The sequence below is a fragment of the Streptomyces sp. NPDC058000 genome, from assembly GCF_042886435.1.
Taxonomy (GTDB): Bacteria; Actinomycetota; Actinomycetes; order Streptomycetales; family Streptomycetaceae; genus Streptomyces.
The window spans coordinates 45,185-58,951 of sequence record NZ_JBHVQS010000001.1 but is presented as its reverse complement, the minus strand read 5'-3'; the positions used below and the strand labels follow the sequence as shown (position 1 = coordinate 58,951).

At 72.4% G+C, this 13,767-nt stretch carries 9 protein-coding genes; 7 read left to right on the top strand and 2 right to left on the bottom strand.

Annotated features, from left to right (window positions below; genetic code table 11):
* The first annotated feature begins 74 nt into the window (after positions 1-74).
* From ACFVT2_RS00280 to ACFVT2_RS00260, 5 genes are all read left to right on the top strand, one after another.
* Complete coding sequence (locus tag ACFVT2_RS00280; RefSeq protein ID WP_390010402.1) at positions 75-2,483, top strand: sodium-translocating pyrophosphatase; 2,409 nt, start codon at positions 75-77, stop codon at positions 2,481-2,483.
* Positions 2,484-2,699: 216 nt separating this feature from the next.
* The gene (locus tag ACFVT2_RS00275; protein ID WP_390010400.1) at positions 2,700-3,284 is read left to right on the top strand and encodes a small secreted protein; all 585 of its coding nucleotides are present in this window, start codon (positions 2,700-2,702) and stop codon (positions 3,282-3,284) included.
* Positions 3,285-3,431: 147 nt separating this feature from the next.
* Positions 3,432-4,961 carry a methyltransferase gene (locus ACFVT2_RS00270; protein WP_390010398.1) on the top strand — a complete coding sequence of 510 codons (1,530 nt, stop codon included), beginning with the start codon at positions 3,432-3,434 and terminating at the stop codon, positions 4,959-4,961.
* 118 nt (positions 4,962-5,079) lie between these two features.
* Positions 5,080-5,277 (top strand): hypothetical protein, encoded by a 198-nt coding sequence (locus tag ACFVT2_RS00265; protein ID WP_100604829.1) that lies wholly within the window; start codon positions 5,080-5,082, stop codon positions 5,275-5,277.
* Between the two features lie 158 nt (positions 5,278-5,435).
* The gene (locus tag ACFVT2_RS00260; protein WP_390010396.1) at positions 5,436-5,840 is read left to right on the top strand and encodes a hypothetical protein; all 405 of its coding nucleotides are present in this window, start codon (positions 5,436-5,438) and stop codon (positions 5,838-5,840) included.
* 18 nt (positions 5,841-5,858) lie between these two features.
* Here ACFVT2_RS00260 and ACFVT2_RS00255 read toward each other — a convergent pair whose 3' ends face one another.
* Complete coding sequence (locus ACFVT2_RS00255) at positions 5,859-6,371, bottom strand: DUF2752 domain-containing protein (RefSeq protein WP_390010394.1); 513 nt, start codon at positions 6,369-6,371, stop codon at positions 5,859-5,861.
* Positions 6,368-6,952: a hypothetical protein gene (locus tag ACFVT2_RS00250; RefSeq protein WP_390010392.1), complete on the bottom strand. Its 585-nt coding sequence runs from the start codon at positions 6,950-6,952 to the stop codon at positions 6,368-6,370. The genes ACFVT2_RS00255 and ACFVT2_RS00250 overlap by 4 nt, the downstream gene beginning before the upstream one ends.
* Positions 6,953-7,414: 462 nt before the next feature.
* On the opposite strand from ACFVT2_RS00250, the gene topA reads away from it, so the two are divergent.
* Both topA and tmk read left to right on the top strand, forming a co-directional pair.
* Positions 7,415-10,255, top strand: coding sequence for a type I DNA topoisomerase (gene topA / locus ACFVT2_RS00245; RefSeq protein WP_390010390.1), 2,841 nt, complete (start codon positions 7,415-7,417; stop codon positions 10,253-10,255).
* Between the two features lie 181 nt (positions 10,256-10,436).
* Complete coding sequence (gene tmk, locus ACFVT2_RS00240) at positions 10,437-13,688, top strand: dTMP kinase (RefSeq protein ID WP_390010388.1); 3,252 nt, start codon at positions 10,437-10,439, stop codon at positions 13,686-13,688.
* Positions 13,689-13,767 lie beyond the last annotated feature (79 nt).

Here is a 13,767-nt window from a genome sequence, read left to right as displayed (position 1 = left end):
ATCCGTCCACATCTTGCTCAGGACGCCTGAGCGTGCTTCCGCGCGCCCATGTGCCATAACGTCAAGGAGGACGAATGGCGGGGCCTTACACCCCTCAGTTGATGGACACCCCCACTTTTCTGGCCGCACCCTCGCTCACCGCGGGCAACCGCGGGATCGTGCTGGTGATCGCCGTCGTCGCCCTCGCCGCCCTGGCGGTCGCGGCGGTGCTGGTCCGCCAGGTGCTCGCGGCCGGTGAGGGGACCGACAGTATGAAGAAGATCGCGGCGGCGGTGCAGGAAGGCGCAAACGCCTACCTGGCACGGCAGTTGCGGACCCTCGGCGTATTCGCCGTCGTCGTGTTCTTCCTGCTCATGTTGCTGCCCGCGGAAAATTGGACGCAGCGGGCCGGGCGCAGTGCCTTCTTCTTGATCGGCGCGGCATTCTCGGCGGCCACCGGCTATATCGGCATGTGGCTCGCGGTGCGCAGCAATGTGCGAGTGGCGGCAGCGGCCCGGGAAGCCACTCCGGAAGAAGGCGCGGCACAGCAAAAGGATCTTACGGCGGTCGCCCACAAAGCGATGAAGATCGCTTTCCGTACCGGTGGCGTCGTCGGCATGTTCACCGTGGGCCTCGGTCTGCTCGGGGCGTCCTGTGTGGTGCTCGTGTACGCGGTGGACGCGCCCAAGGTGCTGGAGGGCTTCGGCCTCGGCGCCGCGCTGATCGCGATGTTCATGAGGGTCGGCGGCGGCATCTTCACCAAGGCCGCGGACGTCGGTGCCGACCTCGTCGGCAAGGTCGAGCAGGGCATCCCGGAGGACGACCCGCGCAACGCCGCCACCATCGCGGACAACGTCGGCGACAACGTGGGCGACTGCGCCGGTATGGCGGCCGACCTCTTCGAGTCGTACGCGGTGACGCTGGTCGCCGCGCTCATCCTGGGCACCGCGGCCTTCGGCGACGCCGGGCTGGCCTTCCCGCTGCTGGTGCCGGCCATCGGCGTGCTCACCGCGATGGTCGGCATCTTCGTCGTGGCGCCGCGGCGTCGGGACCGCAGCGGGATGACCGCCATCAACCGCGGTTTCTTCATCTCCGCGGGCATCTCGCTGGTCCTGGTGGCGGCCGCGGTCTTCACCTACCTGCCGTCGAGCTACAAGGACCTGAGCGGCGTCAGCGACCCGGAGATCCTGGGCCGCAGCGGCGACCCGCGGATGCTGGCGCTGGTCGCGGTCGCCATCGGCATCGTGCTGGCCGCCCTCATCCAGCAGCTGACCGGCTACTTCACCGAGACCAGCCGGCGGCCCGTCCGGGACATCGGCAAGACCTCGCTGACCGGCCCGGCCACCGTCGTGCTCTCCGGCATCTCGCTCGGCCTGGAGTCGGCGGTCTACTCGGCGGTGCTGATCGGGCTGGCGGTCTACGGGGCGTTCCTGCTGGGCGGTGCCTCGATCACGCTGGCGCTGTTCGCGGTCGCGCTGGCCGGGACCGGCCTCCTGACCACCGTCGGGGTGATCGTGGCGATGGACACCTTCGGCCCGGTCTCCGACAACGCGCAGGGCATCGCCGAGATGTCCGGCGACGTCGCCGGGGACGGCGCGCAGGTGCTGACCGACCTGGACGCGGTGGGCAACACCACCAAGGCCATCACCAAGGGGATCGCCATCGCGACCGCGGTGCTCGCGGCCTCGGCGCTGTTCGGCTCGTACCGGGACGCGATCGACAACGCCGTACGGGGCATCGGCCGGGCGGCCGGTGGGCTGAGTCTGAGTCTGGACATCTCGCAGCCCAACAACCTGGTGGGGCTGATCCTGGGGGCCTCGGTCGTCTTCCTGTTCTCCGGGCTCGCGATCAACGCGGTGTCGCGGTCGGCCGGAGCGGTGGTGTTCGAGGTGCGCCGGCAGTTCCGCGAGCGGCCGGGGATCATGGACTACACCGAGAAGCCCGAGTACGGGCGGGTGGTCGACATCTGCACCAGGGACGCGCTGCGCGAACTGGCCACGCCAGGGCTGCTGGCGGTGCTGACGCCCATCGCGGTCGGCTTCTCGCTCGGCGTCGGCGCGCTCGGCTCGTTCCTGGCCGGCGCGATCGGCACCGGCACGCTGATGGCGGTCTTCCTCGCCAACTCCGGTGGCGCGTGGGACAACGCCAAGAAGCTGGTCGAGGACGGCCACCACGGCGGCAAGGGCAGCGAGGCGCACGCCGCGACGGTCATCGGTGACACCGTCGGCGACCCGTTCAAGGACACCGCGGGCCCGGCGATCAACCCGCTGCTGAAGGTGATGAACCTGGTCGCGCTGCTGATCGCACCGGCCGTGGTGAAGTTCTCGTACGGCCACGACAAGAGCCTCGGCGTACGCGTCGCGGTCGCGCTGCTGGCGCTCGCCGTCATCGTCGGCGCGGTCTACGTCTCCAAGCGGCGCGGGATCGCCGTAGGTGACGAAGACAACAACTCCGAGGATCCCGAAAGCGTCGCCAAGTCGGCCGAGACCGCCGTGGCGTCCTGACGGGAGGGGCCGCCCGACCGGCCCGCGGACCGCTCAACGGGCGGGTGTACGGCGCTTTTTGTCCGCGCCGGACACCCGCCCGCGGCATGTCCGGCCGGGGTCGCGGTCCTTGGTGCAAATGGCTGCAATGCGGGCCGGGGCCGATGCCCGACCCATGGACCAGGCCGTTTGGGCGTGTATGTTCCGGGGCCGAGAGCCATGGAAGGGACCAATCCGGTGAACAAGAAGCTTGTGGCTGCCCTGTCCGGCGGTGCCGCACTCCTGCTCGCGCTGACCGGTTGCAGCAGCGACAACACTCAGAAGCTCGACAACTGGGCGAAGTCGTTCTGCGACCCCGCGCAGGCTCCGTTCAAGCAGATCCAAGAGGCCAACGCGGCCATGCAGACGGCCGACAGCGGCAACACGGACTCCAAGAAGGTCCAGCAGACCGATTCGGCGGCCTTCCAGAAGATCTCCGATTCGTACGGCCAGCTGGCCAAGTCCCTCGACAAGGCGGGGGCACCGCCGAGCGAGGGCGGCGACCAGGCCCAGAAGAACGCCGTCAAGGAACTCAACTCCCTCTCCGCGGGCTACCAGGACCTCAAGAAGCAGGTGGACGGCCTGAACACCGGGGACAAGCTGAAGTTCGCGGACGGGCTGCGCAACCTCTCCGACGGGATCAACAAGCTCAACGCCAAGAGCGAGCAGGCATTCAAGAAGCTGGAGGCCGGCGACGTGGGCAAGGCGATGGCGCGGCAGAAGGGCTGCCAGAACCAGAACGCCTCCGGCGGGCCGTCCGCGGCGCCGTCCAAGAGCGCGTAGGCCCACCGGACCGCCCCCAGCGGGCAGCCGCACCGCGGGATCCCGCGGTGCGGTCACGGTCGTGGGCGACGGCCCGGCGACGCGCCCGAGAACGGGCGTGGCGCCGGGCCGTCGCCGATTGTCGGTGGCAGGACCGACAATGGAGGGGTGACAACGCACCTCCCCACCGCAGATGCCCAGGACCCCGAGAGCAGCGCCCGCACGCGCCGGCTGCGCGAGGCGCTGCTGGCCGCCGCCTTCACCGCCGACGGTCTGCTGGACCTGCTCGGCGCGCCCGCGTACGCCGCGCTGGCCCGCAGCGAGACCGTCCCCGCGCTGCGCGCGACCCGGGGTGACGGGCCGTTGGAGACCCTGGTGCGGCTGTTCCTGCTGCAACATCCGGTGCCGGAGGCGCAGGCGGCCGCGGTGCTGCCGGTGGCGGACTGCCTCACCGACCGTTGGCTGGTGCGGGACGGCGACGCCCTGCGCGCCACGGTGGACGTGCGGCCGTACGGCGGCCCCGACGGGCAGGACTGGTGGGTCGTCTCCGACCTCGGTTGCGCGGTCGGCGGCGCGGGCGGCATCCGGGGCGCCGCGGAGACGGACCGCGCCGAGCTGGTGCTCGGCGTCGGCGGCGCCTCCACCACGCTCGCCGGGATCACCGCGCGCCGCCCGGTCGCCAAGGCGCTCGACCTCGGTACGGGCTCCGGAATCCAGGCGCTGCACGCGGCGCAGCACGCCACCGAAGTGACCGCCACCGACCTCAACCCCCGCGCGCTGCGGATCACCGCGCTGACCCTGGCGCTCTCCGGGGCCGGCCCGGCGGACCTGCGCGAGGGGTCGCTCTTCGAGCCGGTGGGCGAGGAGACGTACGACCTGATCGTCTCCAACCCGCCGTTCGTGATCTCGCCGGGCGCGCGGCTCACCTACCGGGACGGCGGAATGGGCGGTGACGACCTGTGCCGCACCCTCGTCCAGCAGGCCGCCGCGCACCTCAACGACGGCGGGTACTGCCAACTGCTGGCCAACTGGCAGCACGTGGCCGGCGAGGAGTGGCAGGACCGGGTGCGCGCGTGGGTGCCGCGCGGCTGCGACGCCTGGATCGTGCAGCGCGAGGTGCAGGACGTCACCCAGTACGCCGAGCTGTGGCTGCGCGACGGCGGTGACCACCGCGCCGGCCAGGAGGAGTACGCGGCGCGGTACGACGCCTGGCTCGACGAGTTCGAGGCGCGCAAGACCAAGGCGGTCGGCTTCGGCTGGATCACGCTGCGCAAGTCCGGTGCCGCGGACCCGTCCATCACGGTCGAGGAATGGCCGCATCCGGTCGAACAGCCCCTGGGCGAGGCGGTGCTGCGCCACTTCGACCGGCAGGACTACCTGCGGGCCACCGATGACGCGGCGCTGCTGGCCGGGCGCTTCCGGCTGGCCGACGAGGTGGTGCAGGAGCAGGTCGGGCTGCCCGGTGCGGAGGACCCGGAGCATGTGGTGCTCCGTCAGAACCGCGGTATGCGGCGGGCCACGAAGGTGGACACGGTCGGCGCCGGGTTCGCGGGCGTCTGCGACGGGACGTTGCCCGCCGGGCGGATCCTGGACGCCATCGCCCAGCTCGTCGGCGAGGACCCGGTGCTGCTCCGGGACCGTACGCCGGCCTCGATCCGGATGCTGATCGAGCAGGGCTTCCTGGAGCCGGTCGACTGAGCCGGGCGTAGCGGCGGCGGGGCTCCTCGGGGTTCGGCGGGCTCGTCCGACGGGTGGCGGCGGGCGGCGTTCACACGGTGTTCTTCCCGCTGCCGTACGGGGCTGGCAGGCTCCCCGTATGGACAGTGGGCCGGAGGCATTCGCGGGCGCGGCGTTCGCGCTGTTCGGTAGCGGGTTGCTGCTGTGGGCGGGTGTCTGCGTACGGAGCGGGCAGCCGGTGGCGGTGGGGTACGGCCGGGTGGCCGGGACGGTGACGGCGCTGTTGGCCGGGGTGGTGTTCCTGGCGTTGGGGTGCCGGCTGCTGGGTGCGTTCTGAGGGGACAACTTCCCTTACGAGGGCGGACGTTCAGTTCCGGCCAGTTTCGGAGAATTCGGCAGGTTGCGTCGCGGAAGGGGAACCTCCGTGTGCTGGCGCCCGTATTCCTCAGCGAAGGTCACCAACCCGCTCATTGGCCCATCAGTGAGGAATCCGACATGAATCGTGCACTTCGCTACGCCGGTGTCGCCATGGCCACCGTCGCCCTGCTCGCCGGTGGTTCGGCCGTCGCCTTCGCCGCGCAGGAGGTCGTCCACACGCCCGCCCCGGTCGTGGCCACCGCGCCCGCGACGGCGGCGCTGACCGCCAAGGCCAGCGCGACGACGGTCAACGCCTGGCAGCAGTTCCGCATCACCGGCGCCGCCAAGGGCATCAAGCCGGGCACCAAGATCACGGTGCAGCAGAAGCAGCACACGAAGTGGGTGTCCCTGCCGGCCCAGGCGCCGATCAACACCAGCGGGAGCTACGCGGTACGCGTCAAGCTCGGCATCAAGGGCGTCAACGAGCTGCGGATCGCGGTGGGGAGCACCGTCTCCCCGATCGTGAAGGTCACCGTCCGCTGACGCCAAAGGTCCCGGTCGTCAGCCGATGAGGTTGCGGGCGACCATCCACACCGCGGCGGTGCCGAGGACCACGGCATTGCCGCGGGCCGTCAGCTTCAGTGGGTAGCGCCGCCCGCGCAGTCCGGCGGCCAGCCAGCGCGCCAGGACGTAGCCGAGGGCGGGCACGCCGAGGACGAGCAGGACGGCGTTGTCGTGGAAGGCCGTCGGGGCGTCCCCGTGCATCAGGTCGTACGCCATCCGCGTCCCGCCGCAGAACGGGCAGAGCAGCCCGGTCAGCATGCGGAAGGGGCAGGGGAGCAGCAGTTGGCCGGGCTGGTGCGGGTCGGTGTGCCAGAGGTAGACGGCGCCCAGCGCGGCGGCGCCGAGCGCGAGGGACGCCTGGCGCAGGGTGCGCCGGCGGACGGCCGCGGGGTCGTCGGCGTGCTCCGCGGTCGGGCCCCCGGGCCCGGTGGGCGGCGCGGGTCCGCCCGGCGGCACGGGTCCGCCGGGAGGGACCGGGTCGGTGGGCTCCAGGGGCTCGTCGGGGCTCACACGCTCAGCGACCTGGCGTAGTTGACCTGGTTCAGGACGAACATGACCTGCTCGCGCGACTGCACGGGGATCATCGTGGAGTGGTGCCGGCCCTGGCTGTTCACCGTGACCTGGACGAAGCCGGTCGTGGTGCGCTCCTTCATCAGGAGGAAGAGCAGCCCGAGGAGACAGAAGAAGAAAAAGACGATGGCGAGGACGACCGCGTGCGCGGGGATCTTCTCCTCCGTGCGCGACATGTCGGTGGCCGTCCAGACCGCGCCACGGAGCGGCATAGGACCGGCCGGCGTCATGATCGTGTCGCCGCTGACCGCGATGTCGCCGAGCGACAGCGCCATGCCGCCGACCTGCGGCTGCTGGCCCGGGAAGCCGCCGGGCGGCGGCGGGGTGCCGGGCGGGAAACCGGGCGCGGGCGGCGGCGGGGCGGCCTGCGGGTAGCCGTAACCGGGCTCGCCGGGGCGGCCGCCCTGCGGGTAGCCGTAGCCGGCCTCGGCGGGCCGGCCGCCCTCCGGAGCGGCGTACGGATTCTGGCCGGGCTGGCCGGGCGGCTGTTCCGGTGGCGGTCCGGGGTACTGATGCGCCATGGGTGTGGTTCCCCCCGAGAGTCGTGATGACGGCGGCTGCCGGCCCACCCACGGGCCGTGCCACGTCCATCCTGCCAGCCCGTTCACCCGCCGTATCAAGGTGATGACGGCAACCGGCGCCGCCTTGTGACAGTCGTCCGCACCTGAGGAATCCGGCGGCGGGCGGCGGTGGGTACCGGACGGTCACTCTGTGAGATCGGCGGCAGGCCGGAGGCGGTGGACGGCGCCGGGCGGCCATGATCCACGGGCGGCCGTCGGAGGGCCGTGGGGGAGCGGTCGGAGCGGTCGGGGCGGCACGAAGGCATGTAGTCGGGTTACCGTTCGAGTGGCGTTGCGGGGTTTTTCCGTTTGACACGGGGGCGGGAGGTACCGTCACACTCCGCAGCGTCAAGCGTCACCGCAGTGCGCCCCGGGCGTCCGGCCCAGGAGCATCCCCAGCGTCGACCGGAGAGAAGAGCGAAGTTGTCCCCGACCAGCGAGACCGCAGAGGGCGGCGGCCGTCGACTCGTCATCGTCGAGTCGCCTGCCAAGGCGAAGACGATCAAGGGCTACCTCGGCCCTGGCTACGTGGTCGAGGCCAGCGTCGGGCACATCCGCGACCTCCCCAACGGCGCGGCCGAGGTCCCGGCGAAGTACAAGGGCGAGCCCTGGGCCCGGCTCGGCGTGAACGTCGACGCAGACTTCCAGCCGATCTACGTGGTCAATACGGATAAGAAGGACCAGGTCAAGAAGCTCAAGGCGCTGCTGGCCGAGTCCGACGAACTCTTCCTCGCCACCGATGAGGACCGCGAGGGCGAGGCCATCGCGTGGCACCTCCAGGAGATCCTCAAGCCGAAGGTCCCGGTCCACCGGATGGTCTTCCACGAGATCACCAAGGACGCCATCCGCGAGGCCGTCGCCAACCCCCGCGACCTCAACCAGAAGCTGGTCGACGCCCAGGAGACCCGCCGGATCCTCGACCGCCTCTATGGCTACGAGGTCTCCCCGGTGCTGTGGAAGAAGGTCATGCCCCGGCTGTCCGCCGGCCGGGTGCAGTCGGTGGCGACCCGGCTCGTGGTCGAGCGGGAGCGCGAGCGGATCGCGTTCCGCTCCGCCGAGTACTGGGACCTGACCGGCACGTTCTCCACCGGCCGGGCCGGTGACAAGAGCGACCCGTCGTCCCTGACCGCGCGGCTGAGCACCGTCGACGGCCGCCGGGTCGCGCAGGGCCGCGACTTCGGCTCCAACGGGCAGCTCAAGAACGCCGACGTGCTCCATCTGGACGAGGCGAACGCCCGGGCGCTCGCCGCCGCCCTGGCGGACACCGCGTTCTCGGTGCGCTCGGTCGAGTCCAAGCCGTACCGCCGCTCGCCGTACGCGCCGTTCCGGACGACCACCCTCCAGCAGGAGGCCAGCCGCAAGCTCGGCTTCGGCGCCAAGGCCACCATGCAGGTCGCGCAGAAGCTGTACGAGAACGGCTTCATCACCTACATGCGTACGGACTCCACCACGCTCTCGGACACCGCCATCACAGCGGCCCGGACGCAGGTGACGCAGCTGTACGGCGCCGGGTACCTGCCCGACAAGCCGCGGACGTACGCCGGCAAGGTCAAGAACGCGCAGGAGGCGCACGAGGCGATCCGTCCCTCCGGCGACCGCTTCCGCACGCCCGCCGAGACCGGGCTGACCGGTGACCAGTTCAGGCTCTACGAGCTGATCTGGAAGCGGACCGTTGCCTCCCAGATGAAGGACGCGACCGGCAACTCCGTCACCGTCAAGATCGGCGGGCAGGCCGCGGACGGCCGGAACGCCGAGTTCAGCGCGTCCGGCAAGACCATCACCTTCCACGGCTTCCTCAAGGCGTACGTGGAAGGCGCCGACGACCCGAACGCCGAGCTGGACGACCGCGAGCGGCGGCTGCCGCAGGTCACCGAGGGCGACGCGCTGGCCGCCGAGGAGATCACCGCCGACGGCCACGCCACCAAGCCGCCCGCCCGCTACACCGAGGCCACCCTGGTCAAGGAGCTGGAGGAGCGGGAGATCGGCCGCCCGTCGACGTACGCGTCGATCATCGGCACGATCCTGGACCGCGGCTACGTCTTCAAGAAGGGGACCGCGCTCGTCCCGTCGTTCCTCTCCTTCGCCGTGGTCAACCTCCTGGAGAAGCACTTCGGCCGGCTCGTCGACTACGACTTCACCGCCAAGATGGAGGACGACCTCGACCGCATCGCCCGCGGTGAGGCGCAGGCCGTGCCGTGGCTGCGGCGCTTCTACTTCGGTGAGGGCTCTGGCGCCGGCGAGAGCGGCGCGGCGGACGCCGGCAACGGCGACGGCGACCACCTCGGTGGCCTGAAGGAGCTGGTCACGGACCTGGGTGCGATCGACGCCCGGGAGATCTCGTCGTTCCCGGTGGGCAGCGGCATCACGCTGCGGGTCGGCCGCTACGGCCCGTACGTCGAGCGCGGCGAGAAGGACGAGGAAGGCCACCAGCGGGCCGACGTCCCCGATGACCTGGCGCCCGACGAGCTGACCGTGAGTTACGCCGAGGAGCTGCTGGCCAAGCCGAGCGGCGACTACGAGCTGGGCATGGATCCGGTCAGCGGGCACCAGATCGTGGCGAAGGACGGCCGCTACGGCCCGTACGTCACCGAGGTGCTGCCCGAGGGCACCCCGAAGACCGGCAAGAACGCGGTCAAGCCGCGCACCGCCTCGCTCTTCAAGTCGATGTCGCTGGACACCGTGACCCTGGCGGACGCGCTCAAGCTGATGTCGCTGCCGCGCGTCGTCGGCACCGACGCCGAGGGCGTGGAGATCACCGCGCAGAACGGCCGCTACGGCCCGTACCTCAAGAAGGGCACCGACTCGCGCTCCCTGGAGCACGAGGACCAGCTCTTCACGATCACCCTCGACGAGGCACTGGCGATCTACGCGCAGCCCAAGCAGCGCGGCCGGGCCGCCGCCAAGCCGCCGCTGAAGGAGCTGGGCACCGACCCGGTCAGCGGTAAGCCGGTGGTGGTCAAGGACGGCCGGTTCGGCGCGTACGTCACCGACGGCGAGACCAACGCGACGCTGCGGCGGGACGACGAGGTCGAGACGATCACGCCCGAGCGCGGCTACGAGCTGCTGGCGGAGAAGCGCGCCAAGGGCCCGGCCAAGAAGACCGCCAAGAAGGCGCCGGCCAAGAAGACGGCCGCGAAGAAGACCACGGCCAAGAAGACCGCGACCAAGACCGCGGCGAAGAAGACGGCGGCGAAGAAGACCACCGCCAAGAAGACCGCGGCCAAGACGGCGGCCAAGAAGACCGCCGCGTCGGCCGAGGACTGAGACAAGGGCTGGGCCAAGGGCTGGGCCGAGGACCGGAGCGGTCCCGGCGGCGCGGTCCGGCGCAGGACGAGGGCGGGTCGGCGGATACCTTCCGCGGGCCCGCCCTTTCGCGCCCCCGCGCATCCGCCCGTTTGTTCGGGCGGGCGCCCAGTGGAGTGTTCCGTCCCGATAGGCTGGCGAGATGACGCGTGCCGAGCAGCCAACGGTCGTGACCCCCACCGCAGACGCCCTCGCAGCCGATTCCCGCGAGCGCGCCGTACGCGCCCTGCTCCGCTTCCCCCCACTGAAGCGGCTCTGGAGCGCCCAGCTCGTCGGGGGTATCGGCGATGCCCTGTCCTTGCTTGTCCTGGTACTCCTCGCCCTTCAGGCGGCGCTGTACGTACCACTGGGGGGCCAGGCCGTGTTCGGCGGTGGCTACCGGGGCGCCGCCCTCGCCGTCACCGCCGTCTTCGGCGTGCGGATGCTGGCGACCCTGCTCTTCGGGGCCGTCCTGCTGGGGCCGCTGTCCGCGCTGACGGCGCCCGACGGGCCGCTGGACCGCCGCTGGACGATGATCGCCGGGGACGGGCTGCGGCTCGCGCTGCTGGTCATCGCCCCCTTGTGGATCGACTGGACGCCCACCAACGCACTGGCCTGGCTGCTGGTGACGGTCTTCGTCACCGGCGTCGCCGAGCGCTTCTGGACCGTCGCCCGGGAGAGCGCCGCGCCCGCCCTGCTGCCCGCCCCGCCCCCGGAGGGCGCCGCCATCCGGCCGCTGCCCGACAACATGGACGCGCTGCGCCGGCTGTCGCTGCGCACCGGCTTCGTCGCGCTGCCGATCGCGGCCGCCGCGCTGATGGTCTGCGCGCTGGTCGGGAAGCTGCTGGGGACCGGTGTGGAGTGGTTCCACCTCCACCAGGCGGCGCTCGGCTCGTACGTCGCGGCCGGACTGTTCGCCGCGTCCATCTCGATCCTCTACTTCATCGAACTGCCCGGTGGGCAGACGCCGCGGCCGCGCTCCCCCCTGGAGGGCCTGCGCCGCCCGAAGACCACCGCGACCACGGCCAAGAACGGCACCGCCCCCGACAAGGGCCGCACCGGCGCCATCCCGCTGCTGGTGCTGGCCTGCGCCGCGGTGGCCGCCGCGATCGCCGCGGCCGCCGCGCTCTCCGTCCAGCACGCCGTGGACCTGGGCGCCGGGCCGGCCACCTACGCGCTGCTGGTGCTCGCGCTGACCGGCGGTACCGCTCTGGGCATCCGCGGCGCGCAGAAGGTGCTGCCCGGGTTCCCCCGGCGCCGGCTGCTCGCCCTGGCGGTCGCCGCCACCGGTCTGCTGCTGCTGGCCATGGGACTGGTCCCGGACACCACGACGGTGCTGCTGCTCGCGCTGCTGGCCGGGCTCAGCGCCGGTGTCGCCGCCAACACCGGCCACGTGCTGCTGGACCAGGAGACCGAGGAGTCCCGCACCGCCCGGACGACCGAGCACCTCCAGGCCGTCGTACGGCTCGCGATCGGGCTGGCCGCCGTCGTCGCGCCCCTGCTGGCCGGGCTGATCGGTCCGCACCAGGTGGGCAGCGGCGCCTTCGTCCTGGCACACGGCGGGGCCGCGTACGCCCTGATGCTGGTCGGTGCGCTGCTGCTGCCGGTCGCCGCCTGGGTGCTGGGCAAGACCGACGACCGGCAGGGCGTCCCGCTCCGGCACGACCTGCGGGAGGCGGTGCGCGGCGGCGACCCGGCGCAGGCCACCGCGGCCACCGGCTTCTTCATCGCCCTGGAGGGCGGCGACGGGGCCGGTAAGTCCACCCAGGTCGAGGCGCTGGCGGACTGGATCCGCAGCAAGGGCCACGAGGTCGTGGTGACCCGGGAGCCGGGCGCCACCGCCATCGGCAAGCGGCTGCGGTCGATCATCCTGGACGTGTCCACGTCCGGGCTGTCCGACCGGGCCGAGGCGTTGATGTTCGCGGCCGATCGCGCCGATCACGTGGACAGCGTCGTCCGGCCCGCCCTGGAGCGCGGCGCGGTGGTGATCACCGACCGCTATATCGACTCGTCGGTGGCCTATCAGGGCGCGGGTCGCAACCTCGCACCCACGGAGATCGCCCGGATCAACCGCTGGGCGACGGGCGGCCTGGTCCCGCACCTGACCGTCCTGCTGGACATCGCTCCGGACGCGGCCCGCGAGCGCTTCACCGAGGCGCCGGACCGCATGGAGTCCGAGCCCGCAGAGTTCCACGCACGCGTCCGGACCGGCTTCCTCACCCTGGCCGCCGCCGACCCCGCGCGCTATCTGATCGTCGACGCCGCCCAGGAGCCGGAGGCCGTCACCACCGTCCTCCGACACCGGCTCGACCAGGTGCTTCCGCTGTCCGAGGCCGAGGTCAAGGCACGGGACGAGGCCCGCAAGGCGGCCGAGGAAGAGGCCCGCCGCAAGGCCGAGGAAGAGGCCGCGCGCAAGGCCGAGGAAGAGCGCCGGGAGCGGGAACGCCAGGAGCAGCTCGCCAAGCTGCGTGCCGAGGAAGAGGAGCGCAAGCGGCGGGAGGCCGAGGAGGCCAAGGCCCGGGAGGCGGCGCGGCAGGCCGAGGAGGCCCGTAAGCGCGCCGAGGAGGCCCGCCAGGCGGCGGAGGAGGAGCGCCGCCGCCGCGAGGCGGAGGAGCAGGCCCGCCAGGCCGAGCGGGAGCGGCTGCGCAAGCAGCACGAGGAGGAGGCGCGGCTGCGCCAGGAGGCCGAGGAGCGCCGCCTGGAGAAGCAGCGCAAGGCCGAGGAGGCGCTGCTGCGCGCCGAGCAGGCCCGGATCGCGGCGGCCGAGGCGGCGGCCGCGGCCGCGGCGCAGGCCAAGACGGCGGCGAAGGCCAAGGCTGAGGAGGCCGCCGAGGCGCCGACCGCGGAGACGGATGTGACGCAGCTGCGGAAGCGGATGGCGGAGGAGGGCGACGCCGGGACGGGCACTGGATCCGGTGCGGGTTCCTCCGGTTCCTCCGGTTTGGGTTCCGGCCCCGACCGGGACAGCGAGCGGACGGCGGCACTGCCGCGACCCGAGCCGCGGGACGCGCACGGCCCGGCGGACGAGACGGCGGTCCTGCCGCCCGTACGGGACGACGCCCGGGGCGCCCGCCAGGGAGGCGGCGCGGACTCCGAGGAGACCGCAGTGCTGCCGTCCGTCCAGGAGGGTGACCCGGCGGACCGGGTGCCGCCGTGGATGTTCGCCCAGGAGCACGGCACGGCCGGGGACGCCGGCGGAGGCGCCGAGCGGACCCGCGAACTCCCGCAGGTCGACCCGGAGACCGGCCGCCCCGCGGAGTCCTCGGGGCGCAGCCGCCCCCGCCCGGAATGGGCGGAGGAGACCCCGCTGGACGATCTGCCGACCCTCGCCGACGAACTCCTCGGCCCGCATGCGGACGGGGACGCCGACCGGGGCACGGGCGGGAACGGCCGCCGCCGGGGCCGGCGCGGCTGACGCGACCGGGGCCCGGAGCTCCCGCACGAACGGCCGTGGCCCCCTCGCGCAAGCGTCGGCCCCGGCCGTTCACCCTACC